The following is a 25728-nucleotide window of genomic DNA, read 5'->3' on the forward strand; positions in this document are numbered from 1 at the left end:
ACCTGCCGCGGGATCCAGCGCACTCCCGCATCTCGACGGGGGTTAACCCCCGTACGGGGCCGTCGCCGTCCGGTCCCCTACGGGTTTGCGGGACAGCGCCCCGAGCAGGGTAGGCTGTCGACTCGTCTCGGGTGCGTAGCTCAGGGGTAGAGCGCCTGCCTTACAAGCAGGATGTCGGCGGTTCGAAACCGTCCGCGCCCACACCAGGAGAAGACCCCGGCCGATCGCGGCCGGGGTCTTCTCGGTTCAGTCCCGTTCCTCCTCGGAGGCCACCGGGGCCCCGTGCGCGTGCTTCAGCCTCGTACGGGCGTCCACGCGCTCCGCCGCGGCGACCTCCGCCCAGAAGCGGTGACAGGTCACGAAGACCGCGAGTTCGTGCTCGCGTTGCCGGAGCTTCTCCACCTCGGCCTGTTCGTCGGCCGTCCAGCCGGGGGAGGCGGGGCGCTCCACCTTGCGCCAGCCGCCCGCGTCACTGAAGCCGTCCAGCGGCTCGACCGACCAGGGCAGCCGTTTCAGCAGGGCCGCCAGCTCGGCCCGGACCTGATGCAGCTCCTCCTGACCGGCGAGGAGGTCACTCGGAAAGTCATAGGTCGTAGCCACGGCACAATGCTACGCCTGTTCGATTTTAGGTGGCGAGTCATCTCGGGTGGTTCCTGTGAACGGGTGTGGCGTCCAAGGCGTCCAACGGGAGTGCCGTACGTAGCCCGGATCGGTCTAGGCGGGCAGGGCGCTCAGCCAGTCGAGCAGGTGGCCGTTGACCTCCTCGGGGCGTTCCTGCTGGATCCAGTGGCCGCAGCCGGCGAGGAGGTGGGAGGCGTGCAGGCCGGGCAGGGTGGTGGGGAAGGCCTCGATCGCGTCGGACAACCAGGTCGTCGAGGCGTCCTGGGAGCCGCCGAGGAACAGGGACGGCTGGGTGATCGGCGCGCCCGCCCGGTCGGCGAGGTCCTTCCAGTCGAGGTCCATCGCGCGGTACCGGTTCAGGGCGCCGGTCAGGCCCGTACGCTCGAACTCGGCGGCGTAGAAGTCGAGTTCGTCCTCCCCGAGCCAGGCAGGCGCGCGGTCGGGGAAGCGGTCGCGCAAGGTGCCGCCCGGGCTCACGAAGTGCGGGTCGGGGGCGCCGGGCGCGGGCATGGTGTCGGCGGACAGGGCGGCGTAGAAACCGGCGAGCCAGCCGCGTACGTCCGGCTCGATCTCCGCCTCGGCCCGGCCCGGCTCCTGGAAGTAGGAGACGTAGAACTCCTCCTTCCCGCCGCCCAGTTGGGCGAAGATCTCGGTGGGGCGCGGGCCGCCGGGCGGGGTGTACGGGACGCTCAGCAGGCCGACCGCACGGAACACGTCGGGCCGCGACAGGGCGGAGTGCGCGGCGATCGTCGCGCCCCAGTCGTGCCCGACGACCACCGCGGGCCGCCCGTCCAGCGCCTCGACCACGGCGACGTTGTCCGCCACCAGGTCCAGCATCCGGTACGCGTCCACGGCGTCCGGCCGCGAGGAACGCCCGTATCCGCGCACGTCCACCGCGACCGCGCGGTACCCGGCGGCGGCCAGTACCGGCAGCTGGTGCCGCCACGAGTACCAGGACTCCGGGAATCCGTGCAGCAGCAGGACCAGCGGCCCCGTCCCCTGCTCCACCAGGTGGATCCGCCCGGCCGGGCCGGGAATCACGCGGTGAGTGGCGTCCGTGAGTGGGGAACCGGGCTGCGGCATACGTCGTCCTCCGTAGGTCTGGAGCACCGGCCGGTGACAACGCGCCCGGTCCACGGCTGCTCGTAGGACGATCCTGCGACGGAGCCGGAGATGCCGCGAACCTTCTTGCCGTTCCGGCAAATCGGCTCGGTTCGGCTGGGTGAGGAGTCCGCTCAGTGGCCGGCTTTCCTCAACTCCTCGACCACACGGGCCGTCACCGGCGCCGGCACCCCGTGCCGCTCCGCCGCGCGCAGCAACGACCCGCCGATCGCGTCGAGTTCGAGCGGACGGTCCGCCTCGGCGTCCCGCTGCATCGACGACTTCATGGCGGGCGGGAAGGCGTCGTAGCGGGCCAGCGCCTGCTCCGGGTCCGCGGGACCGCCGCACGCGGAACTGATCGCGGCGGTCTCCTCCACCAGGGCGGTCAGTTCCTCGCGGTGGCGGGTGCGGACGTCGCCGAGGGGGAGGCCGTAACGGGTCGTCAGCAGGGCGAACGGCGCCAGGAACGACATCTTCGCCCACAGGGCCGCCGTCTCGTCGGCCAGGACCCGGGTGGCCGGGCCGGCGGCGGTGAGCGCCTCGGCCAGGGCGTCGAGACGCTCGCGGGGCACCCCGTCGCCCGCCAGGTCCACCTCGGCGAACGGGCTGGTGTGCTCGATCACTCCCGGGGCCACGCGGGTCGACTCGACCCGGATGACGGCCGGGGCGACGCGGTCCGGACGGTAGCGGGCGCGCAGGGCCACCGGGTGTTCGACGCCGTTCAGGAGCGGTACGAGCAGGCCGTCGCCGAGTGCCGTGGGCGGGACGCGGTCGAGAGCGGCGGCCAGCGAGGTGTGCTTGACCGCGACGACACACGCGTCGACCGGTTCGCGGAGGGTGGTGTCCGCCTCCACCCGGGCCGTGAAGTCGCCGTACCGCGCGCTGCGGACCTGGATTCCGGCCGAACGCAGGGTGCCGACGGTCTCCGCACCGGCCAGGCAGATCACGCGGTGACCGGCCCTGGCCAGGAGCGCGGCGAGCAGGCCACCGGTACCGCCGGGGCCCAGGACGGCGACGGTGAGTTCCCGTGCCGCGCCGGTCGCGGTACCGCTCGCCGTGTCATGCGTCGTGCCGTGCGTCATTTCGTCCTCGGTGCCGTGCGCCGTCATACGGGTCCCTTCGCCGGTCGGCCCCTTCGTGGTGGCCGCCTCGGGGTGATCATCGCAGGGGCGGGGTTTCGCGGACAGATGTCGGTCGGAGGGGTGAGACTGGAGGTATGTGCCGCAGCATCAAGACACTCCGTCCGCCCGTCCTGCCCGAGGAGGCGACGGAGGAGGACATTCGGGCCGCTGCCCTGCAGTACGTGCGGAAGGTGTCCGGCTTCCGGGCGCCGGCCGCGCACAACCAGGAGGTGTTCGACCGGGCCGTCGATGTGATCGCCGAGGCCACGGCCGAGTTGCTGGCCGGGCTCGAGGTACGGGGAGCTCCCGCTCGGCGGGCGGGGTAGCGCGGGTCGATCCCGGGTGCGCTGGGCTCGATCCGGGTCCGGCTCTGTGGGCTGGATCCGGGACGCCGCCCGCATCGAGCGCGAGCTGCCCCCGGCCCGCCGCGCGCCATACTCGCCGCGCGCTACGGCACCTCCACCGTCGCCGGCCGCCGTCGCATCACATACGCGGCCCCCGCGCCCGCGCCGAACAGCGCGAGGACCGACACGCCCGTCGCCATCCAGGTCGTGCCCAGCCAGTGGGCGCCGAAGTAGCCGAGGGCGACGCTGTAGGCGGCCCAGGAGAAGCCGGCCAGCGCGGACCAGGGGAGGAAGTCGCGGGCGCGACGGTGGGCGGCGCCTGCGCCCAGGGAGACGACCGAGCGGCCGGCCGGGGCGAAGCGGGCGAGGACGACCAGGGCGCCGCCACCGCGGGCCAGGGCAGTGCCGAGACGTTCCTGCGCGCTGCTGAGCCGACGTGAGCGGGCGATCGCGCGGTCGAGACGTTCACCGCCGCGCCAGGCCAGGCGGTACGCCACCAGGTCGCCCAGGACGGACGCGATGGTCGCGCAGAGGACCAGCGCCAGGATGTCGGGCGCCTCGTGCGGCACCTCGCCGGTCGCCGCGCCGGAGCCCGCGGCCGCCGCCGTGGCGGCCGTGATGACCAGGACGCCGCTCGGCAGGATCGGCAGGAACACGTCCAGCAGGACCGACGACGCGACCATGGCGTAGATCCATGGACCGCCGATCAACGCCCCCACACTCTCGAACACCGCGACTCCCCGTGATCCCCCGTGGTCGGCCGTGCTGCGGCGCCGCGGGTGTCGCGGGGGTGCGGCAGGGGCGGCCATAACAGCCATACAGCGTACGCGTGGGGTGTGACGGCCCCTTCACCGGGGCCACGGGTGATCGGCACGGCGTGTTCACCGCTGCCGTCCGGTGGGAGCAGGCCAGGGAGGGAGTTCCGAAGCGCGCGGCACAACGGCGCCCGTCCCGCGCGGGTCGCGCGGGACGGACGCCGTGGTACGCGGCGGGCCGGCCGGGTCAGGCCGTCACCGGATCCTGCTGCCTGGCGGGCTCCTGCGAGGCCGCCGAGCGCTTGGCGAGCAGCCGGTCCAGGCCGAAGGCGCCGGAGCCGGTGAAGACCAGCAGCAGGAAGGCCCAGCAGAACATCGCCGCACCCTCACCGCTGTTCTCCATCGGCCACAGGCCGTTGGGCTGGTGCACCTTGAAGTACGCGTAGGCCATCGCGCCCGAGGAGATGAACGCGGCGGCCCGCGTGCCCAGGCCGATCAACACGAGGGAGCCGCCGATCAGTTCGATGACGGCCGCGTACCAGTTGGGCCAGGTGCCGGCGTCGACCGTGGCGCCGTTGCCGTCGGCGCCACCCAGGACGCCGAAGAGCGACGAGGCGCCGTGGCAGGCGAAGAGCAGGCCGACGACGATACGGAACAGACCGAGGGCGTACGGCTGGGCGCTGTTGAGGCGTCCGGTCATGGTGGGGGGAACTCCTTCGGTGGGGCCGGTCCGGGGAGGGACCGGTCTGGGGACGGAACCGAGCGGAGATCCCACGTTAGGGGCGCCTAATCAATGCTTGCAAGTTCAACATTTGGCCACGACTTTGTCTCTGTTTCCCCTCCCGTTTCGCCCGCCACTGCACGTAGGACGCCTCTCGCCACCGCATCCGCGTCCGAAAGGGTGACCGAATCCACACCTGGGCGGGCTCCCGCCGCGGTCACCCAGTGCACGCCCTCCGTGGGCACCCCGAAAGCGAACCTCCTTGTGTGGACGCATCCTTGACGGTCAATCAGGTGATAGGGGCGCCGTGTCACGTCCAGCCCCCCGGTCTCGTAGCCGTCCGCCAGATGCGGTCGGCACTGGCCGGTCCGCAGCAGCCGGGCGAGCAACTCGTCGGCGGTCCGGCGCAGATCCGGCTCCGGGAGTCGCGCCTCTATGAGGATGCTCACGCGGACGCCGGAGCCGGGGACCTCGGGGGAGTGCGCCACCCAGGCCCCGTCCTCCTCGCGGACCTCCAGGCGCGGCCCGAGCACCTCCACCACTCCCGCCCGCACCAGCGCGGCCAGCTCCTCGACGCGCCGCCGGGGCGGCCCGATGGACAGGTAGGCGTTGAGCGGGGTGTACCAGCCGTCCAGGTGGTCCCGGCGGGAGCTGCCGGCGAGTCCGCCGTGGTCGACGATCTGCCGCAGTTCGTTGCGCAGGTCGCGCAGGACGTCCAGGGCCGCCTTCAGCGGACCGGCGACATTGCCGAGCGCGGCCTGGGCGGCGTCCTCGCGCAGGTGGTCGAGGAGCCACTCCCGCCAGGCGCCGGGATCGGCGAAGGCGCGTCCCGCGTACGGGCGGCAGATCCGGTCCCAGGACCAGCGGTCGGTCTCCTGCACGGCGAACTCGTCGAGGACGGCCCTCTCCTCGGGGCTGCCGTGCGCGGTGGCGAGGAAACGGTCCCGGAAGGTCGTGGGTCCGAACTTGGTGGCCCACAGCTCCGTGGCGCCGAACTCGCTGTCCCCGACGAGGCCCTCGTAGTAGACCGTCTCCACCTCCTTCGCCACCAGGGGCCATATCTCGGTGCGGAAGTCCGGGGCCTCGCCGGAGTCGGCGCGCTTGCGGAAGCGGGCGATCGTGTCGTCGGTGAGGACCCTCGGAAGGTGTCGGCCGTAGGGGCCCTTCGCGTTGTCGCCGCGTGCCTGGTAGGGGATGCCGCGCCGTGAGCCCGCGTACAGCCGTGGTTCACGGCCCGAGGGTGTGTAGCGCAGCTCCTGGCCGTCGCGGACGAACCGGCCGCCGCGACCGGTCGTCAACAGGGCCAGGTGATCGAAGAAGTTGAGGCCCAGGCCCCGCAACAGCACCGGCTCGCCAGGGCCGACGGGGGACAGGTCCACGTCGGCCGGGTTGGCGGGCGGGATGTGGCGCAGGCCGTGGCGTTCGGCGTACGCGGTGTGCCGCCGGACCGCCGGGTCCGCGACGACCGGCAGGTGGCCCTGGGCGAGGACGACCGCGGACAGGCCGGACAGGACCCGGCCGTCGTCGAGGGTGAGGGACTGGCGGCCGTCGGGTGCGTCCTCCAGCCGTACCGCGCGCGCCGTGTGCGTCTCGACGCGCAGCTCGGACGGCGCCTCCCGCACCGCCCGCGCGAACACCCACTCCAGGTACCGGCCGTACTGGGCGCGGGTGGGGTAGTCGTCCGGGCCCAGCGTGCCGCCCGCCCACTCGTGCAGGCTGGGGCCCGGCCGGATCGGTCCCGAGCAGTCCACGCTGTCGTCGGTGAACAGGGTCACCTGCGAGGCCACGGTGTTCATCAGCAGCTCGGGCGACTGCGCGGTGCGCCAGACGCGGCCGGCGCCGGGTGGCGCGGGATCGATGACGTGGACCGTCAACCGGGCGTCGGCCGGCAGGAGTTCCGGTGCGGAGGCGCAGAGGCGCTCCAGGACGCTGGTGCCGCGCGGCCCGGCGCCGACCAGGGCGACGGAGACGGGCGCGTGGTCCGTGGTCGGTGCGGGCAAGGGGGGCTCCCGGGCGTGTGGGGCGCGTGACGGGCTGGTTCGCGACGGAGGGCGGCGGAAGGTGGCGGGAGGGCGGCGGAAGGTGGCGGGAGGGCGGTGGAAGGCGGGGTGGGGGGAGGGGGACAAGGGTGGCTGAAAGCGGACCGTCCGCCTCATCATGCCGTCGCCTGCCGCGGGAGCCGACCCCCGGGGGTATGGACTGTGTGCCGCGTCACGAGCATCACGGGGCACGGGCGCAACAAACGGGCCCAATACGCCGATTACGGGACGAGATCGGACTCCACGACCGTCTCCAGCCGGGGCTTCGCGCCGCGCGTCTCCTGCGCCTGCTCCAGTCGCAGCCTGGCCGAACGACCGCGCAGGGTCAGGGTCATGAGCTGGTTGCCGAACCAGGGACCGCCCGTCTTCCGCCAGCTGACCGCCGGCCGGCCGCAGCCGCCGTGCCGGGCGAAGCGCCGGCCGAGGGCCCGGGCCACCGCGCTCCAGCCGAAGCGGAAGCCGAGCTTTATCGACAGCGGGACCGAGTTGTGGACGGGAGAGCAGGTCAGTTGGAGGACACGGGCGTCCGGTGCGCCCGAACCGGCCCCCGCGGACGCTCCCGCAGGCCACGCCGCCTCGGCCACGTACGCGTGGTGCACGTCCCCGGACAGCACCAGCACGGTGGCCGGCGCGTCCGGTCCCGAACCGACCTCGGCGATCAACGCCGCCAGCGCGTCGAAGGACGCCGGGAAGGCCGCCCAGTGCTCCAGGTCGGCCTTGCGGCGCAGGTCCTCGCCGAAGCGGGCCCAGCGGGCGCCCTTGTCGCCCCGGCACAGCGAGGCGTTCCACGCCTCGGCGTCGTGCACCAGGTGGGGCAGCAGCCAGGGCAGCGAGGTGCCGATGAGGAGGTGGTCGTACGACTCCCGTGTGTCCAGCGCCTGCTCGCGCAGCCACCGCTCCTCGCCGGCGTCGAGCATCGAGCGGTCCTCCTCGGCGAGGACGCGGGCCGCCCTGCTGTCCACCATCAGCAGCCGGACGCGGCCGAAGTCGCGCCGGTAGCTCCAGCGCACCGAGGCGGAATCGGCGTCGGCCCCGGCGGCGAAGGCACGCAGCGCGTCGGTGCCGTCGGGAACCCCGAGCACGGCCGCGTACAGCGGGTCGGCGGCCAGTTCGTCGAGGGACAGGTTGCCCAGGTGCTGGTGCACCCAGTACGACATCAGTCCGCTCATCAGCCGTTCCTGCCACCAACCGGTCTCCCGCATGTCCCGGAGCCAGGCGGCGGAGGTGTTCCAGTCGTCGATGACGTCGTGGTCGTCGAAGATCATGCAGCTCGGGACGGTGGACAGCAGCCAGCGGACCTCGGGGTCCAGCCAGGACTCGTAGTAGAGGTGGGTGTACTCCTCGTAGTCGGCGACCTCGCCGCCCGGCGGGTCGCTCAGGTCGCGGCGGGCGGCGAGCCAGCGACGGGTCGCCGGTGAGGTCTCGTCGGCGTACACCTGGTCGCCCAGCAGCAACAGCACGTCGGGCCGTTCGCCCTCCGGGTCGCCCGCGATCCGGGTGGCCAGGGTGTCCAGGGCGTCCGGGCCGACCGGGTCCTTCTCGCCGGCCGGGGGCGCGGCCCAGCGGCAGGAGCCGAAGGCGACCCGGACCGTGGCGCCCTCGCTCGGGGTGTGGATGACGGAGTCCGGGAAGGGGGAGTCGGGCAGCGGCCACACCCGCTCGCCGTCCAGGAGCACCTCGTAGGACCGCGTGGTGCCCGGAGTGAGGCCGGTCACCGGGACGAGGGCGTAGTGGTGCCCCTCGATCTGGAAGGAGCGGGCCTCGCCGCGGGTGCCGTCCGCGCAGCGCACCTCCGCGGTGCAGGGACGGCTGGTCTCGACCCACACGGTCGCGGACGAGCCGTCGGCATACCTCAGCAGTGGTCCCAGGCGCAGTTCCGCCACGTGATCGCCCTCCTCCGTCGCCCCGTACGGTACGGAACGACGGAGGTGCTCGGGGAGGCTCCGGGCATCACGGTTCGGGAATCCGGGTGTGCGGATCCTGTGTGAGGGACGGACGGGACGGACGTCGGAGCGTCCCGGTGAGGGCGGTCGTCGCCTGGCCTACAGCGGTCAGCAGCTCGCCAGGTAGTTCGTGAGCGCGCTCTTCTCGGCCGAGTCGACCGAGAGGTCGTAGTAGTACTTCACCTGGACCCAGGCGCGGACGTAGGTGCAGCGGTATGCCGTGCGCGACGGCATCCAGGTGGCCGGGTCCTGGTCGCCCTTGGACTGGTTGACGTTGTCGGTGACGGCGATCAGCTGCGGGCGGGTGAGGTCGTTGGCGAAGGCCTGGCGCCGGGCGGTCGTCCAGCCGCTCGCACCGGAGTCCCAGGCCTCGGCGAGCGGGACGAGGTGGTCGATGTCGAGGTCGGAGGCGGCGGTCCAGGTGGCGCCGTCGTACGGGGAGTACCAGCTGCCGCTGGTGGCGGCGCAGGCGGAGTCGGTGACGACGTTCGAGCCGTCGCGCTTGAGGACCGTCTCACGGGTGTTGCAGGTGCCGGACTGGGTGATCCACAGCGGGAACAGGTCGCGGTCGTAGCCGGTGCGGTCCTCGGTGGCCACGGTGAGCGAGGCCAGGTAGGTGCGGGCGGTGGCGGCGCTGACCGGGGTGGGGAGGGCGGCGGAGGCGGTCGGGCCGTTGAACACCGCGACGGAAGCCATGACTCCGGTGAGCGCCGCGAGTATGCTGAGCCGTCGACGCGCGTAGAACTTCGGCATGCGAACTCCCTTGGGGGGCGGGGGCGTTGGAGTGCGAGCGAGGACATGCTCGTCACTCCGCATTGCGGGGAGATGTGCGTACGGTGAGAAGTTAGTGACGTGAGCATGACACGACAAGGCGTGTGACGTGAGGGCTTCGCGTACGATGGACGGCGCAGAAGGGGAGTAGCTCTTCGCCGGACCGTCGACATACTGCTCAGCTCGTCTGAGCCGGCGCCCGGAGGCGGACCTCGATCGTCCTTGGATCCTCGGATCCTTCGGGGCGTGGGGTCGGCCAGCGAGACCTTCGGCAAGCAGTGCGCGCCCGTGCCGTTCCGGTACGGGTGACAAGTGTGCTGCCGTGCCGAGGTGTCGCTTCGAAGACTCGCACTCGAGAATCTTCGAAAGACTCAGCACTCTCGGCGGGGCGGCCCCGACCGATTGAGGAACCTTGATCAGCTTCACCGTGACGGCGCTCGTCTTCGGCATCGTCTTCCTCGCCGAACTGCCGGACAAGACCGCGCTCGCCGGTCTCGTCCTCGGCACCCGCTACCGCGCCTCCTACGTCTTCGCGGGCGTCGCCGCCGCCTTCGCGCTCCATGTCGTGCTCGCCGTCGCGGCCGGCAGTGTGCTGACCCTGCTGCCGCAGCAGATCGTGCACGCGCTGACGGGCGTGCTGTTCCTGGGTGGCGCGGCCGTGCTGCTGAGGACGAAGGACGAGGCCGACGGCGACGCGGAGATCCGCAAGCCGGAGAACCAGTCCTTCTGGAAGGTCGCGGGCGCGGGCTTCATGCTCATCCTGGTCGCCGAGTTCGGCGATCTGACCCAGATCATGACGGCCAACCTCGCCGCCCGCTACGACGACCCCGTCTCCGTCGGTCTGGGTGCGGTGCTCGCGCTGTGGGCGGTGGCCGGACTGGGCATCGTCGGCGGAAAGGCCCTGATGAAGAGGGTGCCGCTGCGGCTCATCACCAAGATCGCGGCGGTCCTGATGCTGGCGCTCGGGGTGTGGAGCCTGTGGGAGGCCGTGGCCGGCTGAGGCCGTCCGGGCCCGTCGACCGAGCTGAACGTCGAGTGAACTGTTTCGGGAGACGGTGGCGGGAGCCGCACTTGTTTTGTACCGTAGAGAAACAAAGTGGTTCCCGCCTGTTCTCCCTGACCGGCGGGCGGGACCACCTTGTCCCTCCGGGGCACAGTGGAGACACCCCAGGCCCCCTGTCACCGTGTCTTTGGAGCTGCCGATGACGGCCACCGTCACGCCCACCGTGCTCACCGCCCGCGCCCTCCTGCTGGACATGGACGGCACGCTCGTCAACTCGGACGCCGTGGTCGAACGGATCTGGCGTCGCTGGGCCGAACAGCACGGGCTGGACGGGGGCGAGGTCATGAAGGTCGTCCACGGTCGGCAGGGCTACGCCTCGATGGCGCTGCTGCTGCCCGACCGCCCGATGGAGCAGAACCACGCCGACAACGCGCGGATGCTCGCCGAGGAGACGGCGGACATGAACGGTGTCGTCGCGATCCCGGGCGCCCCGGAGTTCCTCGCGTCCCTGCGCGGGCTCCCGCACGCCCTGGTGACCTCCGCCGACGTGCCGCTGTCCACCGCGCGCATGGCCGCGGCGGGACTGGACCTGCCCGACGTCCGCGTCACCGCCGAGTCCGTCGGCGCGAGCAAGCCCGACCCCGAGGGGTTCCTCAAGGGCGCCGCGGAACTCGGCGTCGCCCCCGCCGACTGCGTCGTCTTCGAGGACTCCGCCGCCGGCATCCAGGCCGGCCGCGACGCCGGGATGAGGGTCGTCGGGGTCGGCCCGAGGGCCGGCTTCCACCGGCCGGACGCGCTGGTACCGGACCTGACGGGGGTGCGGGTGGAGTCGTCGGGGGACGGGATGATCAGGCTGCACGTCGGGTAAGGGCGGCCGCTTCCTCTCCCTCCCGTTCCGTTCCCGCGCTCAGGCCGACGGGCCTACGGCTCCGAGGTCTCCTTCTCCAGCGCGGCGCGGGTCTCCTGGTCGTAGACGCCGGGGTTGTCGGTGCCGACGCCACGGGAAAACTGGTAGGTGCTCAGCGCGTTCTCGACCTGGGTGCTGAAGTCGCCGTCGACCTCGCCGTTGTACAGGTACCGCTGGTGCAGGCGCTCCTGGAGCTCGGTGACCTCCGGACCGCTGTCGCCGCGGCGCAGGACGGGGGCGCCCTGCTCGTCGTTCCCGGACCCCTCGGTGGGTTCCGTGCCCGCTTCGGCGCCGCCGTCGTCGGTGCTCGTCGGGCTCCCGGCCGGGCTGGAGGCGGGCGCGCTCGGCGCGGCGCTGGACGCGGACGCCGAGGCTGACGAGGAGAGCGAGGGGCTCGCGCTGGGCGGGGGCGGAGCGGCGGATGTCGTCGGCGCCGACGCGCTCTCCGTCTCCGGGGGCGCCGACGCCGCGCTGGTCGAGGTGTCCGGGACGGCCGCCCGGACGTCCTCCGGCGGGGCGCCCTCCCGCGCGGGCGTCTCGTACGAGAACAGCCCGCTGGCCAGCCCGGCCGCCGCCACCACGGCGACCACGGCCCCGCCGGCGGCGAGCAGAGCGGTACGGCGCCGCCGACGCGCAGGCCGATCGCCCTCGACCGGCAGGTACCCGACGGTCCCCGCCTCGTCGCCGGTGCCTCCCTTCGCCCGGTCCCCAGCGAATATCCGCAGGTCGTTGACGCTGGGAGTGGTCGCCGACGGCGCCAAGGGGGGCGGCAGCACGGAGGTCACGTCGGCAGGGGGCGCGGCGGCTGTGCCGAAGGTGGCGTCGGGAGGCGTACGGGACGCGCCCGCGGCGGGCGGGGTCGCCGTCCCGTCGGCCACGGGCAGCGGGGCGGTCGCGTCGGCGGCGGAGACGGCGGGGGCGGAGGGGGCGGCGGGCGCCGTGCCGACGGCGGGCAGCAGGGCGGTGGCATCGGCGGCGCCCGGTGGGTCGGCGGCTGTGCCCGGCGCCTTGGCCGGGTCCGTGGCGGGCGGGGCCGTCGCGGCGTCGGTGGGGAGCAGGGCGGTCGCGTCGGTCGCGCGGGCGGCGTGGGGCGCGGCGGTGGCGTCCATGGTGGGCAACGCGGCGGTCGCGTCGCCCGTGGGTCGCGCGGAGACCGCGTCGATGCCGGGACGAGCGGACGTCGGCTCCACGGCGGGCAGCGCGACGGTGGCATCCGGGTCGGGCCGGTCGGGGCCCGGTGCGGTGGGCGTGTGGTGGCCTCGGACGGTGGGCCAGGGCTCACGCCTCGCGGAATCCGTGTCCACCCGGGGAATCGCCGTGGTCGCGTCCGGGTCGGTCGTCACGTCCGGGTCATTCGGCATGGTCGGGTCGGTCGAGGCGGGGGACGAGGCGTCAGGCCGCACGGGCCGCCCGCCAGGCACCGTGCCGTCCGGTTCCGCCGACGTACCCCCGTCGTTCGGCTTCAGCTCCACATATGGGCGTATCCGCAGCGGATCGAAGTCCTCCGCGGCTGCCGCCTCCGCCGTACGCGCGTCGCGCAGGGCGTCGGACGCTCGTCGGGTGCAGCCGCATGACGGGGTGTTGTCGGCAGCCCTGGGCGTTCCGCACTCCGGGCACAGGTGCCCCTTCGGGTCGTTCACGTGTTCGTCCCTCCCCTCGCGAACTTCAGAGATTATGCAGATCTCCTTCACACCGTCGCCCCGAGCCCCCGGAACGTCAGCTTCCAAAAGGACTCAACAGGCCATAACCGGTCACACCGATCACGATGGAACTCGAAACTGGACGCTCAGGAGGACTTCATGGCCGGGGACGCGCACGCTGTGACCGGAAAGGTGGGAGACGGCGAAGAAGGGCAAGACGAGCGGGACGGGCAAGACGGCCGATACGGGCAGGAAGGGCAGGGCGCGCCGGGCGCGCCGGGCGCGCCGGAGGAGCACGTGCCCGGCAACGTCCTCGTCTCCATCGGCGCCCTGCTCCTCGGGATGCTGCTCGCCGCCCTCGACTCGACCATCGTGTCGACGGCGCTGCCCACCATCGTCAGTGAGCTCGGCGGCCTGGACCACCTGTCCTGGGTGGTGACCGCGTACCTGCTCGCCTCGACCGCCGCGACCCCGCTGTGGGGCAAGCTCGGCGACCAGTACGGGCGCAAGAGGCTGTTCCAGATCGCGATCGTGATCTTCCTGGTCGGCTCGGTTCTGTGCGGCGCCGCGCAGGACATGCCCCAGCTGATCGCGTTCCGGGCCCTTCAGGGGCTCGGTGGCGGTGGGCTGATGGTGCTGTCGATGGCCATCGTGGGCGACCTCGTCCCGCCCCGCGAACGCGGCCGCTACCAGGGGATGTTCGGTGCCGTCTTCGGGACGACCAGCGTGCTCGGTCCGCTCCTCGGCGGGTTGTTCACCGAGCATCTGAGCTGGCGCTGGGTCTTCTACGTCAACCTGCCCGTCGGCGTCGTCGCGCTGGCCGTCATCGCCACCGTCCTGCGCATCCCCCGTAAATCCACCCGGCACGTCATCGACTACCTCGGCACGTTCCTGATCGCGTCCGTCGCCACCTGCCTGGTGCTGGTGGCGTCCCTGGGCGGTACGACCTGGGGCTGGGGATCGCCGCAGATCGTGGGTCTGGCGGTGCTGGGCGTCGTACTCGCCGTGGCGTTCGTGGCCGTGGAGCGGCGGGCCGCCGAACCGGTCCTGCCGCTCAAACTGTTCCGGATCCGCACCTTCGCCCTGTCCGCCGTCATCAGCTTCGTCGTCGGCTTCGCGATGTTCGGCGCGATGACCTATCTGCCGACGTTCCTCCAGGTCGTCCAGGGTGTCACCCCGACCCTGTCCGGCGTGCACATGCTGCCGATGGTGCTGGGACTGCTGGTGGCGTCGACGTTCTCCGGACAGGTCGTCAGCCGCACCGGCCGCTGGAAGGTGTTCCCGGTCGTCGGCACCGGCGTGACCACCCTCGGCCTGCTCCTGCTGCACCGGCTCGACGAGCACAGCTCCACCGCCGCCATGAGCGGCACCTTCCTCGTGTTCGGGCTGGGCCTCGGCCTGGTCATGCAGGTCCTCGTCCTGATCGTGCAGAACTCCGTCTCGTACGAGGATCTCGGCGTCGCCACCTCCGGCGCGACCTTCTTCCGGTCCATCGGCGCCTCCTTCGGCGTCGCCGTCTTCGGCACCCTCTTCGCCAACCGTCTCGGCCAGCAGCTGACCGACGCCTTCAGCGGCACCCGGCTCCCGCCCGGCGTCTCGGTGGCCGCGCTGGAGTCCGACCCGCGAGGAATCGCCGCCCTGCCGGCCGCCCTGCGCCCGCCCGCCCTGCACGCCTACGCCTCATCCATCACCGACGTGTTCCTGTATGCCGCTCCCGTCGCCGTCCTCGGTTTCGTGCTGGCCTGGTTCCTCAAGGAGGACAGGCTGCGCGGCTCGGTCACGGCCCCGGACGTCACGGAGACGCTCGCCAGCAACCCGGTGGAGCGGTCGTCGTACGACGAGGTCTGCCGCGCGCTGTCCGTGCTCGCCACCCGCGAGGGCAGACGCGAGGTCTACCGGAAGATCACCGCGGCCGCCGGGTACGACCTCCTGCCCGGGGCGAGCTGGATGCTGCTGCGGATCAAGAGGTACGGCAGGGTCGAACCGGCGGTGCTCGCCGAGCGCAGCACCGTCCCGCTGACCGTCGTCATCGAGGCCGCCCGCCAGGTCGAGGAGCGGCGACTGGCCGAACGGCGGGGCCCCGACCTGCTGCTGACGGAGCGGGGCAGCGAGGTCGCCGACCGGCTCGCCGAGGCCCGCGCCGAGTCGCTGGCCGAACTCCTCGGCGACTGGTGGGGCCCGGACCGGCCGACGGACCTGGCGCAGCTGGTGGAGGAGCTCAACAGAGAGCTGTGCGGGTCGGAGGCGGAACGTCCGCACGACGGGCGCCCCGTGCCCCGGTTCAGCTGAGAACCCGGTTACCGTGCCCGCTCGGGCCCTCGGTGCCCTCGGTGACGAAGCTCCTCGACCCAAGGGCCCCAGGCGTTTTCACCAGTACCTTCCCCATGCCCGCGCCCTTGCGCCGTTCGGGCAGGTGCCGAATCGACACGCCACCGACACCAACGCGGAGACCGTTTGAAGGCCGCCGTCCGGGCTACCCGCTCGGGGAACCGGCCCACAGGGAGAGCCGGTTGGGTCGAGAACCCAGGAAGGCATTCATGTCAACAGGCGTGATCATCGCTCTGATCGTGGCCGCCGTCGTCATCGTCGCGGCCGTCCTGGCTCTGCGGGCCCGGCGCGGGCCCGGCGGCCAGAACCTGAAGCGGCGCTTCGGCCCCGAGTACGACCGGGCCGTGGCCCGGCACGACGGGGACACCAAGGCCGCCGAACGCGAACTCACCGAGCGCGTGGAACGGCACGGGTCGCTGCGTCAGCGGCCGCTGGAGTCGGGCCGACGCGAGCAGTACGAGGCGCGTTGGACGGCGGCCCGGGAGCGCTTCGTCGACTCGCCGCGGGAGGCCGTGGCCGAGGCGGACCGGTTGCTCGCCGAGCTGGCCGGTGAGCGGGGCTTCCCGGACGGAGCCCAGTACGAGGAACAACTCGCCGCGCTGTCCGTGCACCACGCGCACCATGTGCAGGGCTACCGGCGGGTGCACCGCGTCGCCCGCGCGGACGCGGTCGCCGGGCAGGACGGTGACGGCCGCGCCGGTACCGAGGAGATGCGCGAGGCCATGGTCGAGGCGCGGGCCCTGTTCGAGGACCTGGTGAGCCCGGCCCGGCACGAGGACCACCGCGACCACGCGGACCACGGGGCCCGGCCCCGGGAGTTCGCCGAACGGTCCGACGGCGGTACGGCGCCCGCCCGTAATGGCGCACGCGCACACCTGCCGAACGGACTCACCAGGCGTCACGCGAAGGGGAGTTGATCGACATGACGGACGCAACGACCGGCCCGGGCGCCGAGGGCGCCCCGCGCGACGGCAAGCAGAGGGGCCGGGCGACCCGCCCCGCGACACCCCCCGGACACGACCCGGCGACGGACGCGCCCACCGCGACCCCGAACGCCGAACGGCCCGAGGGCCCGACGACGACGATCCGTGACAAGGCCCGCGATACGGCCCCGGCGGCCCCGGACGTCCGGACGCCCCGGGCCGGCGACACGGCACACCGCGGCGACACGGCGCGAGGTGGCATGGGGCCCGGTACCGACACCACAGCGGGCCAGACCGATGGGGTCGGCCGCACCGACGGGGTGGGCCGCACCGGCGGGCTCGGTGGGTCCGGCGGGCTCGGTGGCGAGACCACCGCGGGCCGCGACAGCGCCTTCGACCGGGCGGGCAGCCCGGGCCCGGCGGTCACCCGCGACCGGACCGGCGACCCCGGCGACCGCATCGGCACGCGCGGCGAGCCCGGCGGCTCCCACGCCGGGGCGGCCGGTCACGGCAGTTCGCTGCTCCCGCGGGACGAGTGCGAGAAGCTCTCCCAGCAACTCCAGCACGCCGTCGCCGGGTTCGTGGACGAGCCGCGGGACTCCGTGGCGGAGGCCGACCACGTACTGGAGGAGGCGGCCGCCCGCTTCACCGAGGCCGTGACCCAGCGTCGCCGTACGCTCCGCGGGGCCTGGCAGTCCACGGACGGCGACGACGGGGGCAAGCCCGCGACGAGCACCGACACCGAGCAACTCCGACTGGCCCTGCGGGACTACCGCGAGCTGGCAGACCGGCTGCTGCGTCTCTGACGCCACCCCGCCGGTCCCGGCCCCGCCGGTCCCGCCCGTTCTGATCACATCCGCCGCACGGAGCCGTACGACTCCCTACGACGGACGACCTACTCAGCCGCCTCCCGGAGCTCCCGCCACCGCCGTACGACCTCTTCGACGTCATACGGCTTCAGTCCCAGCGGGGGCCCGGGGGGCGGCTTGAACATGACGTCCCGGATCTTGACGTTGATGTCCTCGACCAGCTTGCGGACCAGACGCTCGGTGGGTGCCCGCAGGGCCGCCGCGAGGGTGTCCTCGGCCTCCTTGCGCAGGGCGAGGGTGGGCGGCAGGAAGGAGAGACCCTCGCGGGCCATCTTCCGCTTGACCCACCACAACTCGTCGTAGGTCGTGTCGGTGCCATCCGGCAACGGCTTTCCCGCGCCGGGGAGTTCGGCGAACTCGCCCCGTCTCTCCGCTTCGCGGATCTGTTTGTCCACCCAGGACTCGAACGGAACACCGGGTGGCTTTCGCTCGGTCATGAGTTCATTGTGCCGGACGTGTCATGGCCGGGCGATTTATCATGCGGCGGCTGTGTAAGAACACTTCAGGCACCTCAGGAGGAGCGCACGTGCTCGAACTCACCATGGCCGCCGTCTCCGCGGCGGACGCGGGCGCCACGGCCGGCATGCTCATGGCCGACGCGCCCAGTGACCCGGGCGCCGTGCTGCGGCTGGGCCGGGACAAGTCGGTGTGCAGGCTCTCGACGCCGGACGACTGGCTGTTCATCTCCCGGGTCCACCTGGAGTTCCTGTGCGGCCCCGAGGGCACCTGGCAGGTGACCTGGCTGCAGGGCTCCCAGCCCGACCCGTCCTCGGAGGTCCGGCTGACCGTCGGCGAGTACGCGCAGCCCCTGACCTACGGCGGCACGGCCCCGTTGCCCAGGGGCGGCAGCGGCGAGATCATCATCCAGGACCGCACCGCCCCGCGCAGCGTCAACGTCGGCTTCTACCACGAGGTCTGAGAAGGGCGGCGCGTCCTAGGCGAGCACCCGGACCAGCGCGAAGCCGTCGTAGCCCTTGCCGCCGACCGTCTGGATCGCGGTGCCGTCCAACCGGGGGTGCTTGCCGATCAGTTCGAGGGCGGTCCGGGTGCCCTGGACGTCCGGCGCGGTGCTGTCCGCGTCGGCCACCCGGCCGCCGCGCACCACGTTGTCGACGATGATCAGGCTGCCCTCGCGGGTGAGCCTGAGCGCCCACTCCACGTAGTGCGGGTTGTTGCCCTTGTCGGCGTCGATGAAGACCAGGTCGAAGGGCGCCGGGTTCTCGTCGGCCAGCCGGGGCAGCGACTCCAGCGCCGCGCCCACCCGTACGTCGACCAGCTTGTCGAGGCCCGCGCGGGCGATGTTGCGGGAGGCCACCTCGGCGTGCCGGGGGCTGTACTCCAGGGTGACCAGGCGGCCGTCGGCGGGCAGCGCGCGGGCCAGCCAGATGGTGCTGTAGCCGCCGAGGGTGCCGATCTCCAGGATGGTGCGGGCGCCGTGGATCTGCGCGAGGAGCTGGAGCAGCTTCCCCTGGGGCGCGGTGACGGCGATCTGCGGCAGCTCGGCGGCCTCGCTGTCGCGGAGCGCCGCGTCCAGGACCTCGTCGTCGGGCGCGAGGTGGGTGGTGAAGTAGTCGTCGACGACGTCCCAGAGCTGCGACTCGCTCATGCACCTGTGCCTTTCGGGTATCTAGTTAGATCCGCTAACGAATATAGTCCCGCGCCGGTGCGCTGTCAGCGGGCACGCGCCGACGGGTTTCAGCCGATCTGCCCAGGCGCGCTCGATCCGCCCGCCCGACTACCGTTCCGTCGAAGGCGCCGACCCCGGCAGGGGCCTGCCCGCCGACTCGGTCATGAACCACACCGCCACCCCGCCGACGACAGCCGCCGCCATCATGTAGTACGCGGGCATCATCATGTTCCCCGTTGCCCCGATCAGCGCCGTCACCACCAGCGGGGTCGTCCCGCCGAAGAGCGACACCGACACGTTGAACCCGATCGAGAGGGAGCCGTAACGGACCCGCGTCGGGAACAGGGCGGGCAGGGCCGACGGCATGGCCGCCGTGAAGCACACCAGCAGCAGCCCCAGCGCACCCATGCCGAGCGCGACGGCGGTCAGGCTGCCCTGGCGGATCAGGAGCAGGGCCGGCACGGACAGGAGCAGGAAGCCCACGCAGCCCGCCGCGATGACCGGGCGGCGGCCCACCCGGTCGGTGAGCGCGCCCGCGAAGGGCTGGGCGACCATCATCAGGGCCATCACGACCAGCACGACCAGCAGGCCGTGGGTCTCGTCGTACCTGAGCTCACTGGTCAGGTAGCTCGGCATGTACGACAGCAGCATGTAGTCGGTGACGTTGAAGACCAGCACCAGGCCCACGCACAGCAGCAGCGCCCGCCACTGGCCGACGATCATCTCGCGCAGCGGCACCTTCGGGCGACGGGACTCGGCCTTCTCGACCTCGGCCGCGAACGCCGGGGTCTCCTCCAGGCGCAGCCGCAGGTAGAGGCCGACGATGCCCATCGGGCCCGCGATCAGGAACGGGACCCGCCAGCCCCAGGACAGCAGATCGTCGGTGGACAGCAGCGCCGTCAGTAGCGTGACCAGGCCCGCGCCGCCGATGTAGCCGGCCAGTGTGCCGAACTCCAGCCAGCTGCCGAGGAAGCCGCGCCGCCGGTCGGGGGCGTACTCGGCGATGAAGGTGGAGGCGCCGGCGTACTCGCCGCCGGTCGAGAAGCCCTGCACCAGGCGGGCGGCCAGCAGCAGCAGCGGCGCGCCGACGCCGATCGAGGCGTACGAGGGGATCAGGCCGATGGCGAACGTGCCCGCCGCCATCATGATCATGGTGACGGCCAGCACCTTCTGGCGGCCGACACGGTCACCGAGGGGGCCGAAGACGATGCCGCCGAGCGGGCGGACCAGGAAGGCGGCGGCGAAGGCGCCGAAGGTGGAGAGCAGCTGGGCGGTCGGGTTGCCGGACGGGAAGAAGACCTTGCCCAGGGTGACCGCGATGTAGCTGTAGACACCGAAGTCGAACCATTCCATCGCGTTGCCCAGCGCGGCGGCCCGCACGGCACGCCTGACGAGCGCGGGGTCGGTGGCTGGGCCGGTGGCGGGGCCGGTCTTCGGGTCGACGTCCGGGGACGGGGGAGGGGCGACTGTGGCAGTCGGCAAAACTTCGCTCGCCACCTTTCGACGGGGACAGGGGGACGGGCCTGGGCGACGACGCCGGCGGACAGGCCGAAAGAGTGACCATAGGGGCACATGCCCTGATCACGGTCCGCGCACAAGTCGATGCATGGGGCACGTAAATACGCCGCGAACAGGCCCGCGGGCCTGTTTTCGCGCGGTTCCCGCCAGGACTTTCTGTGATCCTTCTCGCGTCCCGCGGAGGCAACCGCCCCGTTCGCGCACTATCGTCAAGCGGACAAAAGGGAAAAATCCGTCAGGTGGGCGGAGTGGGCGATCCGATACGTGGACGGGGCGGGAGGCCGACCAGGCGTGGCGAACGCGGAGCACGGCGGACCAGCGGCGGGAGCTTTCGGAGCTACCGCCGTCGGCCCGGCCATGGCCGCTCAGGCCCGCCTGCGGGCGGCGCGGCTGGCCCTGTGGCTCGTCGCCGCCGTCCTCGCCGCACGCCAGGTGGCCATCGTCCTCAGGACACCCCGGGGCGACCGGCTGACGGACCTGGAGACCTGGGTCGGCCCCCACGGCGTCCTGCATGTGAACGGCTCGTTGTACGACTCGACGACCTTCACCGGCACCCCCTTCGCCGGACTGGTGCTCAAGCCGCTCACCAGAACCGCCGAGCAGGCCCTCGGCTGGGGCTGGACCTTCGGCACCCTGCTGCTGGTCGTCGCCCTCGGCCTGATCGCCGCGCGCGCCCTGCCCCAGCCGGTCAGCAGACGCACCTCCCTGCTCGCCGCGCCGGTCGCGATCAGCCTGCTGATGCTGTCGCTGCCGATACGCAACGCCCTCCACCTCGGCCAGACCAGCGTCATCCCGGTCCTGCTCGTGCTGCTCGGCTGCTTCGCCGTACCCGGCCAGCGGGCCTGCGGCCTGCTCATCGGCTTCGCGGCGGCCCTGCAGCCCACCGTGCTGCTCTTCGCCCCGCTGCTGTGGTTCACCGGCCGCCGCCAGGCGGCGCTCTCCACCGGCCTGACGTTCCTCGGATGCACCACCGTCGCCTGGGCGGCGATGGGACACGACTCGTACACCTACTGGGTGCACCACCTGGCCGGTACCGGCCTGGGCGGCAACGCCGACGACCTCGCCAACCAGTCCCTGCACGGCTCCCTGCTGCGGACGGGCCTGTCCGGTCCCCTGGAGGTCAGCCTCTTCCTCCTGCTCGGCGCGGGCGTCGCCGTCCTCGGCCTGCGCCGCGCGGTGCGCTACGCCCGCGACGGACAACTGCTGCTCGCCGTCGCGATCACCGGCTGCGCCGCGATCGCCGTCTCGCCGACCGCCTGGCAGCACCAGCTGCTGTGGGTGCTGCTCGCGGTCGTCGGCCGGGTCGGCAAACGGGCCGGCGACCGGTACGTGTGGCCGGTCGCCGTCGTGCTGGTGATGACGCTGCCCGCGAAGATGATGCTGCCGAACATGCACTGGCTGTACGGCCTCCGGGACAACATGGTGCTGCTGGCCGCGGTCCTCGCCGCCACCGTCGTGCCGTTCCTGTCCCGGACCTCGCCGCACTACCGGTCACCGCTCCCGACCGCGTACGCGCCACCCGTGCCCGCCCGCTTCCGGCGCGTCCAGCTGCCGCCCTTCCTGCGCCGGGCCCTCAGCCGCCCGAACCTCCTGCTGGAACTGCTGCTCCTGCGCGTGACCTACGCCGCCTACGCCCAGGTCCGGGCCGGGGTGGCCACCGACCGGTCCACCGCCGAGCACCACGCCCGCCAGATCCACTCGCTGGAGAAATGGCTGTCCATCGACATCGAGCGCTGGGCCAACCACTCCGTGGTGCGGGTGGACTGGCTGCGCGGCTTCCTCGACTTCACCTACGTGTCCTTCCACTTCGTCGTCCCGCTCACCATCCTCGCCGTGCTCTACCTCCGCCGCCCCGCCGACTACCGCTGGGCGCGCTCCGCGCTGGGCCTAGCCACCCTGCTCGGCCTGCTCGGTTTCTGGCTCTACCCACTGGCCCCGCCGCGCCTGATGCCGGGCGCCGGCTTCATCGACACCGTGCACGGCGTCCAGGACTTCTCCAAGCCGGACTACGGCGCGATGACCAAGGTCGCCAACCAGTACGCGGCGATGCCGTCACTGCACTTCGGCTGGGCCCTGTGGTGCGGCATCGTGATCGCGGTCCTGGCTCCCAGGTGGTGGATGAAGGTCCTGGGCCTGCTGCACCCGCTGCTCACCGGGTCCGCGATCGTGGCGACCGCCAACCACTGGGTGCTCGACGCCGTCGGCGGTGCGGCCGTGGCCGGCGCGGGCTTCGGCCTGACGTACCTGTTGGCGGGGCCGCGCGCGGGTGTCGTGACGGTCGCCGCCGACCGGCCGGTCCCCGGGGGCCGTGGCGTACCGGCGGGGAAGCGGTCACCCACCGGAGACTGATCCGGATCGCCGATCAGTCGCGTGGGTGGTGACCAGCCCGCCGCTTCCCTGGAGGACGTCATCACCCAGCACCTGGACCCCGCGGGAGCCCCCGCGGGCGGCGGCGCCACGTCCGTGATCCCCGGCGCGCCCCCGCGGTCCGCCCCCCGCCGGCGGCGATCGCTGCCGGTCGTGCTCCCCGCGGCCGCCGCCCTCGCCCTCGGCCTCCTGGGCATCGACCGTCACGACAGCATGTGGCGCGACGAGTCGGTCACCTACCAGGTGGCCCACCGCTCGCTCGGCGACCTGTGGGGCCTGCTGGACCACGTCGACGCCGTCCACGGCCTGTACTACCTCCTCATGCACGCCGTGTTCGCCGTCTGGGGCGACGGCGGCCTGACGGCTCTCAGACTCCCCTCGGCCCTGGCGACGGCGGTCGCGGCGGCGGGGGTCGGCGCGACCGGCGCGCGACTGGCGGGCCGCCGCGCCGGCACCCTGGCGGGCCTGGTCTTCGCGGTGCTCCCCAGCACCCAGCAGTACGCCCAGGAGGGCCGCTCGTACGCCCTGGTCACCGCAGGTGTGACCTGGGCGACGTACTGCTTCGTCCGGGCCGTGCCGCACTCCCGCGCCCGCTGGTGGACGGCGTACGCCCTCACCCTCGCTCTCGCCTGCTGGCTGCACGCGTTCGCGGTGCTGGCACTGGTGGCCCACGCGCTGACGCTGTGCTGGTCGCGGGCGCCCCGCCAGGTGTGGCGGCGGTGGGGGGTCGCGGCGGCCTGCGCCACGGTGAGCCTGCTGCCGCTGGCGGTGGTCGGCGCCGGACAGGCCGAGCAGCAGCTGGGCCGGCTCGGCCGCCCGAGCCCGAGCGCGTGGCTGCTGTTCCTGGGGCTCTCGGCGGCGGGCGGGCTGCTGTGCCTGCTCCTGGTGCGCGCGGGCTCCGGCGGGGCACTCGTCCGCCTCGCCCTCCCGCTGCTCATCGCGCCGAGTGGCCTGCTGATGGTGCTCTCGCTCGTCGAGCCCTGGTACGTCGACCGGTATGTGCTGTACGGCACGACCGGGCTGGCGTGGCCGGCCGGGGCCGCGCTGGCCTGGGCGGTCGGGCAGCGGCACCGGCTCGCCCCGGTGCCCCGCGCGCTGGTCGCGGGCCTGCTGGCGGGCGTGGCGGTCGCCGTCCTGCTGCCGTGGTCGTCGCTGGTGCGTTCGCCGCAGAGCCGTAAGGACGACGTGATCGCGGTCGCCCGAGCCGTGCAGCGGACCGCGCGCGAGGGCGACGGCGTCCTGTTCCTGCCCGCCCGCCGCCGCGAGTGGCTGCTGTCCCAGCCCAGGGTCTACGACCGGCTCGACGACCTCGCCCTCGCCGAGTCGCCCGAGTCCTCGCGCACCCTCCAGGGCACCGAACTCCCCGCCACCGAGATCCGCCGCCGCGTCCTGGAGGCGGACCGGGTCATCGCCCTCACCGACCCGCCGGGGCAACCGCTCGACCCCTTCCCCGCGGAGCAGCTCAAACGGCGAGTCCTGAGGGAGCACTTCGAGGTCTGCGAGCGCGTCCCGCTCCTCGGCGCGCAGCTCCTCGTCTACGCCCGCCCCGGGCACTGCCGCCCCACGCCGGCGCCGGCCGCGGGCCGTTCCTGACCCGGACGGGCCGACGGTGCCGGGAAACCGTCGGCCCGAGTACCGGGGTGTGCGTCAGCCCGTGCTGACCTGGAGTTCCTTCACCCCGTTGATCCACGCCGACCGCAGCCGACGGGGATCGCCCGTCGGTTTCAGAGTCGGCATGGCGTCGGCGATCGCGTTGAAGATGAGGTTGATCTCCAGCACCGCCAGGGACTTGCCGAGGCAGAAGTGCGGGCCACCGCCCCCGAACCCGAGGTGCGGATTGGGATCGCGGGTGATGTCGAAGGCGTCCGGGTTCTCGAAGACCTCGGGGTCGTGGTTGGCGGAGGCGTAGAACAGCCCCACCCGGTCACCCCTCTTGATCTGTTGGCCGCCCAGTTCGGTGTCCTGGGTGGCGGTGCGCTGGAAGGAGTTGACCGGAGCCGCCCACCGCACGATCTCCTCGGCCGTCGTCGCGGGCCGCTCCCTCTTGTACAGCTCCCACTGCTCGGGATGGGTGAGGAAGGCGTGCATGCCGTGGGTGATGGCGTTGCGGGTGGTCTCGTTCCCCGCCACCGCCAGCATCAGCACGAAGAACCCGAACTCGTCCGAGCTGAGGCTGCCCTCGTCCTCGGCCGCCACCAGCGTCGTCACGATGTCCTTCGCCGGGCACTGCTTGCGATCCGCGGCCATGTTCATGGCGTACGCGATGAGTTCGGTGGCCGACTCCGCGCCGACCTCCTCGGTGATCGCGTACTCCGGATCGTCGTACGAGATCATCTTGTTGGACCAGTCGAAGATCTTGGCCCGGTCGTCCTGCGGGATGCCGATGAGCTCCGCGATGGCCTGGAGGGGCAGCTCGCAGGCGACCTCCGTGACGAAGTCGAAGGAGCCGGAGCGGGCGCGGGCGCTCGCCGCGATCGCGTGGGCGCGGGAACGCAGGTTGTCCTCCAGCGCGCGGATCGCCCTCGGCGTGAACACCCGCTGCACGATCTGCCGGACCCGGGTGTGCTCGGGTGGATCCATGTTCAGCAGGATCAGCCGCTGCGCGTCGATCGCGTCCCGCTCGATGTGCTCGTTGAAACGGATGATCGCCGTGTTCAGGTACGAGGAGAAGAGCTCCGGATGCGTGGAGACGTACTTGACGTCCGCGTGCCGCGTCACGGCCCAGTATCCCTCGTCCTGGAACCCGGCGAGGTTGCTCGGCTGGGGGATCCAGCGGACCGGTTCGGCCCGGCGCAGCTCGGCGAACTCCGGCAGGGGGACGCGGTGTTGCAGCAGGTCGGGATCGGTGAAGTCGAACCCGTCGGGGACAGCTGGACAGGGCATGGGCGACTCCGGCTGGGGTTCTTGGCCGCATTGTTTCTGACGGTCCATCAGGAGTGAGGTCGCCGTGAAGGTAGTAACGGGTTCCATAAGTAGCAAGGGGTGTGGCGCCCCGAATTGCCTGCACACCCCTTGCGGTTGCGGGCGGCAGGTCAGCAGACTGCTGGTGGAACGGAACTAGAACACGTACTAGTTCCGCGTGGCGGGCCGGGCCGGGACGCCCCCGCGCCGCGCGGTTACCGGAGGAGAG

The 25728-nt window shown here is 72.5% G+C and carries 22 protein-coding genes and 1 tRNA gene; 10 read left to right on the forward strand and 13 right to left on the reverse strand.

Annotated features, from left to right (window positions below):
• Positions 1-129: 129 nt before the first annotated feature.
• Positions 130-201 (forward strand) — tRNA-Val (locus ACFYRY_RS11010).
• 45 nt (positions 202-246) lie between these two features.
• Here ACFYRY_RS11010 and ACFYRY_RS11015 read toward each other — a convergent pair.
• The 3 genes from ACFYRY_RS11015 to ACFYRY_RS11025 all read right to left on the reverse strand — a co-directional run bounded on the left by ACFYRY_RS11015 (position 247) and on the right by ACFYRY_RS11025 (position 2804).
• Positions 247-600: a hypothetical protein gene (locus ACFYRY_RS11015; RefSeq protein WP_389142434.1), complete on the reverse strand. Its 354-nt coding sequence runs from the start codon at positions 598-600 to the stop codon at positions 247-249.
• A gap of 114 nt (positions 601-714) precedes the next feature.
• Positions 715-1704 (reverse strand): alpha/beta fold hydrolase, encoded by a 990-nt coding sequence (locus ACFYRY_RS11020; RefSeq protein ID WP_389142436.1) that lies wholly within the window; start codon positions 1702-1704, stop codon positions 715-717.
• Positions 1705-1856: 152 nt separating this feature from the next.
• Positions 1857-2804, reverse strand: a complete 948-nt coding sequence (locus tag ACFYRY_RS11025) for a ketopantoate reductase family protein (protein WP_389143724.1) — start codon at positions 2802-2804, stop codon at positions 1857-1859.
• A 134-nt stretch (positions 2805-2938) separates the two neighbouring features.
• Here ACFYRY_RS11025 and ACFYRY_RS11030 point away from each other — a divergent pair, with 134 nt between their 5' ends.
• A complete protein-coding gene (locus ACFYRY_RS11030) occupies positions 2939-3169 on the forward strand; it encodes a DUF2277 domain-containing protein (RefSeq protein WP_030678302.1) in 231 nt (76 codons plus the stop codon).
• Positions 3170-3291: 122 nt separating this feature from the next.
• Here ACFYRY_RS11030 and ACFYRY_RS11035 read toward each other — a convergent pair whose 3' ends face one another.
• The 5 genes from ACFYRY_RS11035 to ACFYRY_RS11055 all read right to left on the reverse strand — a co-directional run bounded on the left by ACFYRY_RS11035 (position 3292) and on the right by ACFYRY_RS11055 (position 9398).
• Entirely contained in the window at positions 3292-3918 is a 627-nt protein-coding gene (locus ACFYRY_RS11035; RefSeq protein ID WP_389142438.1) for a DedA family protein, read from the reverse strand.
• A gap of 271 nt (positions 3919-4189) precedes the next feature.
• Positions 4190-4642 (reverse strand): DoxX family protein, encoded by a 453-nt coding sequence (locus ACFYRY_RS11040; RefSeq protein WP_389142440.1) that lies wholly within the window; start codon positions 4640-4642, stop codon positions 4190-4192.
• A gap of 86 nt (positions 4643-4728) precedes the next feature.
• Entirely contained in the window at positions 4729-6663 is a 1935-nt protein-coding gene (locus ACFYRY_RS11045) for an FAD/NAD(P)-binding protein (RefSeq protein ID WP_389142442.1), read from the reverse strand.
• A 260-nt stretch (positions 6664-6923) separates the two neighbouring features.
• The gene (locus ACFYRY_RS11050) at positions 6924-8585 is read right to left on the reverse strand and encodes an alkaline phosphatase D family protein (RefSeq protein WP_389142444.1); all 1662 of its coding nucleotides are present in this window, start codon (positions 8583-8585) and stop codon (positions 6924-6926) included.
• 168 nt (positions 8586-8753) lie between these two features.
• The gene (locus ACFYRY_RS11055; protein ID WP_389142446.1) at positions 8754-9398 is read right to left on the reverse strand and encodes an HNH endonuclease family protein; all 645 of its coding nucleotides are present in this window, start codon (positions 9396-9398) and stop codon (positions 8754-8756) included.
• A 430-nt stretch (positions 9399-9828) separates the two neighbouring features.
• Between ACFYRY_RS11055 and ACFYRY_RS11060 the strand changes: the two genes are divergently transcribed.
• Both ACFYRY_RS11060 and ACFYRY_RS11065 read left to right on the forward strand, forming a co-directional pair.
• Positions 9829-10416 (forward strand): TMEM165/GDT1 family protein, encoded by a 588-nt coding sequence (locus ACFYRY_RS11060; protein ID WP_389142448.1) that lies wholly within the window; start codon positions 9829-9831, stop codon positions 10414-10416.
• A gap of 202 nt (positions 10417-10618) precedes the next feature.
• Positions 10619-11287 (forward strand): HAD family hydrolase, encoded by a 669-nt coding sequence (locus ACFYRY_RS11065; RefSeq protein WP_389142450.1) that lies wholly within the window; start codon positions 10619-10621, stop codon positions 11285-11287.
• Positions 11288-11340: 53 nt separating this feature from the next.
• Here the strand turns inward: ACFYRY_RS11065 and ACFYRY_RS11070 are convergent, their stop codons facing one another.
• On the reverse strand, positions 11341-12966 hold the full coding sequence (locus ACFYRY_RS11070; protein WP_389142452.1) for a peptidoglycan-binding protein: 1626 nt from the start codon (positions 12964-12966) through the stop codon (positions 11341-11343).
• Positions 12967-13125: 159 nt separating this feature from the next.
• On the opposite strand from ACFYRY_RS11070, the gene ACFYRY_RS11075 reads away from it, so the two are divergent.
• The 3 genes from ACFYRY_RS11075 (at position 13126) to ACFYRY_RS11085 (ending at position 17023) form a co-directional block, all read left to right on the forward strand.
• Positions 13126-15255 (forward strand): DHA2 family efflux MFS transporter permease subunit, encoded by a 2130-nt coding sequence (locus ACFYRY_RS11075; protein ID WP_389142454.1) that lies wholly within the window; start codon positions 13126-13128, stop codon positions 15253-15255.
• A gap of 248 nt (positions 15256-15503) precedes the next feature.
• The gene (locus tag ACFYRY_RS11080) at positions 15504-16211 is read left to right on the forward strand and encodes a hypothetical protein (RefSeq protein WP_389142456.1); all 708 of its coding nucleotides are present in this window, start codon (positions 15504-15506) and stop codon (positions 16209-16211) included.
• 5 nt (positions 16212-16216) lie between these two features.
• Positions 16217-17023: a hypothetical protein gene (locus tag ACFYRY_RS11085; protein WP_389142458.1), complete on the forward strand. Its 807-nt coding sequence runs from the start codon at positions 16217-16219 to the stop codon at positions 17021-17023.
• 89 nt (positions 17024-17112) lie between these two features.
• Here the strand turns inward: ACFYRY_RS11085 and ACFYRY_RS11090 are convergent, their stop codons facing one another.
• Positions 17113-17523: a DUF1992 domain-containing protein gene (locus ACFYRY_RS11090; RefSeq protein ID WP_389142460.1), complete on the reverse strand. Its 411-nt coding sequence runs from the start codon at positions 17521-17523 to the stop codon at positions 17113-17115.
• Between the two features lie 89 nt (positions 17524-17612).
• On the opposite strand from ACFYRY_RS11090, the gene ACFYRY_RS11095 reads away from it, so the two are divergent.
• Positions 17613-18005, forward strand: coding sequence for a hypothetical protein (locus tag ACFYRY_RS11095; RefSeq protein WP_389142462.1), 393 nt, complete (start codon positions 17613-17615; stop codon positions 18003-18005).
• A 15-nt stretch (positions 18006-18020) separates the two neighbouring features.
• Here ACFYRY_RS11095 and ACFYRY_RS11100 read toward each other — a convergent pair whose 3' ends face one another.
• Together ACFYRY_RS11100 and proP are read right to left on the reverse strand one after the other, a co-directional pair.
• Positions 18021-18692 (reverse strand): O-methyltransferase, encoded by a 672-nt coding sequence (locus tag ACFYRY_RS11100; RefSeq protein WP_389142464.1) that lies wholly within the window; start codon positions 18690-18692, stop codon positions 18021-18023.
• Between the two features lie 129 nt (positions 18693-18821).
• The gene (proP, locus tag ACFYRY_RS11105) at positions 18822-20195 is read right to left on the reverse strand and encodes a glycine betaine/L-proline transporter ProP (protein WP_389142466.1); all 1374 of its coding nucleotides are present in this window, start codon (positions 20193-20195) and stop codon (positions 18822-18824) included.
• 327 nt (positions 20196-20522) lie between these two features.
• Here proP and ACFYRY_RS11110 point away from each other — a divergent pair, with 327 nt between their 5' ends.
• Together ACFYRY_RS11110 and ACFYRY_RS11115 are read left to right on the forward strand one after the other, a co-directional pair.
• Positions 20523-22580, forward strand: a complete 2058-nt coding sequence (locus ACFYRY_RS11110) for a bifunctional glycosyltransferase 87/phosphatase PAP2 family protein (RefSeq protein ID WP_389142468.1) — start codon at positions 20523-20525, stop codon at positions 22578-22580.
• 21 nt (positions 22581-22601) lie between these two features.
• On the forward strand, positions 22602-24191 hold the full coding sequence (locus ACFYRY_RS11115; protein ID WP_389142470.1) for a glycosyltransferase family 39 protein: 1590 nt from the start codon (positions 22602-22604) through the stop codon (positions 24189-24191).
• A 54-nt stretch (positions 24192-24245) separates the two neighbouring features.
• On the opposite strand, the gene ACFYRY_RS11120 is transcribed toward ACFYRY_RS11115, so the two are convergent.
• Entirely contained in the window at positions 24246-25481 is a 1236-nt protein-coding gene (locus ACFYRY_RS11120) for a cytochrome P450 (protein WP_389142472.1), read from the reverse strand.
• Positions 25482-25728 lie beyond the last annotated feature (247 nt).

It is taken from the genome of Streptomyces sp. NPDC005263 (assembly GCF_042872365.1).
Classification (GTDB): domain Bacteria; phylum Actinomycetota; class Actinomycetes; order Streptomycetales; family Streptomycetaceae; genus Streptomyces.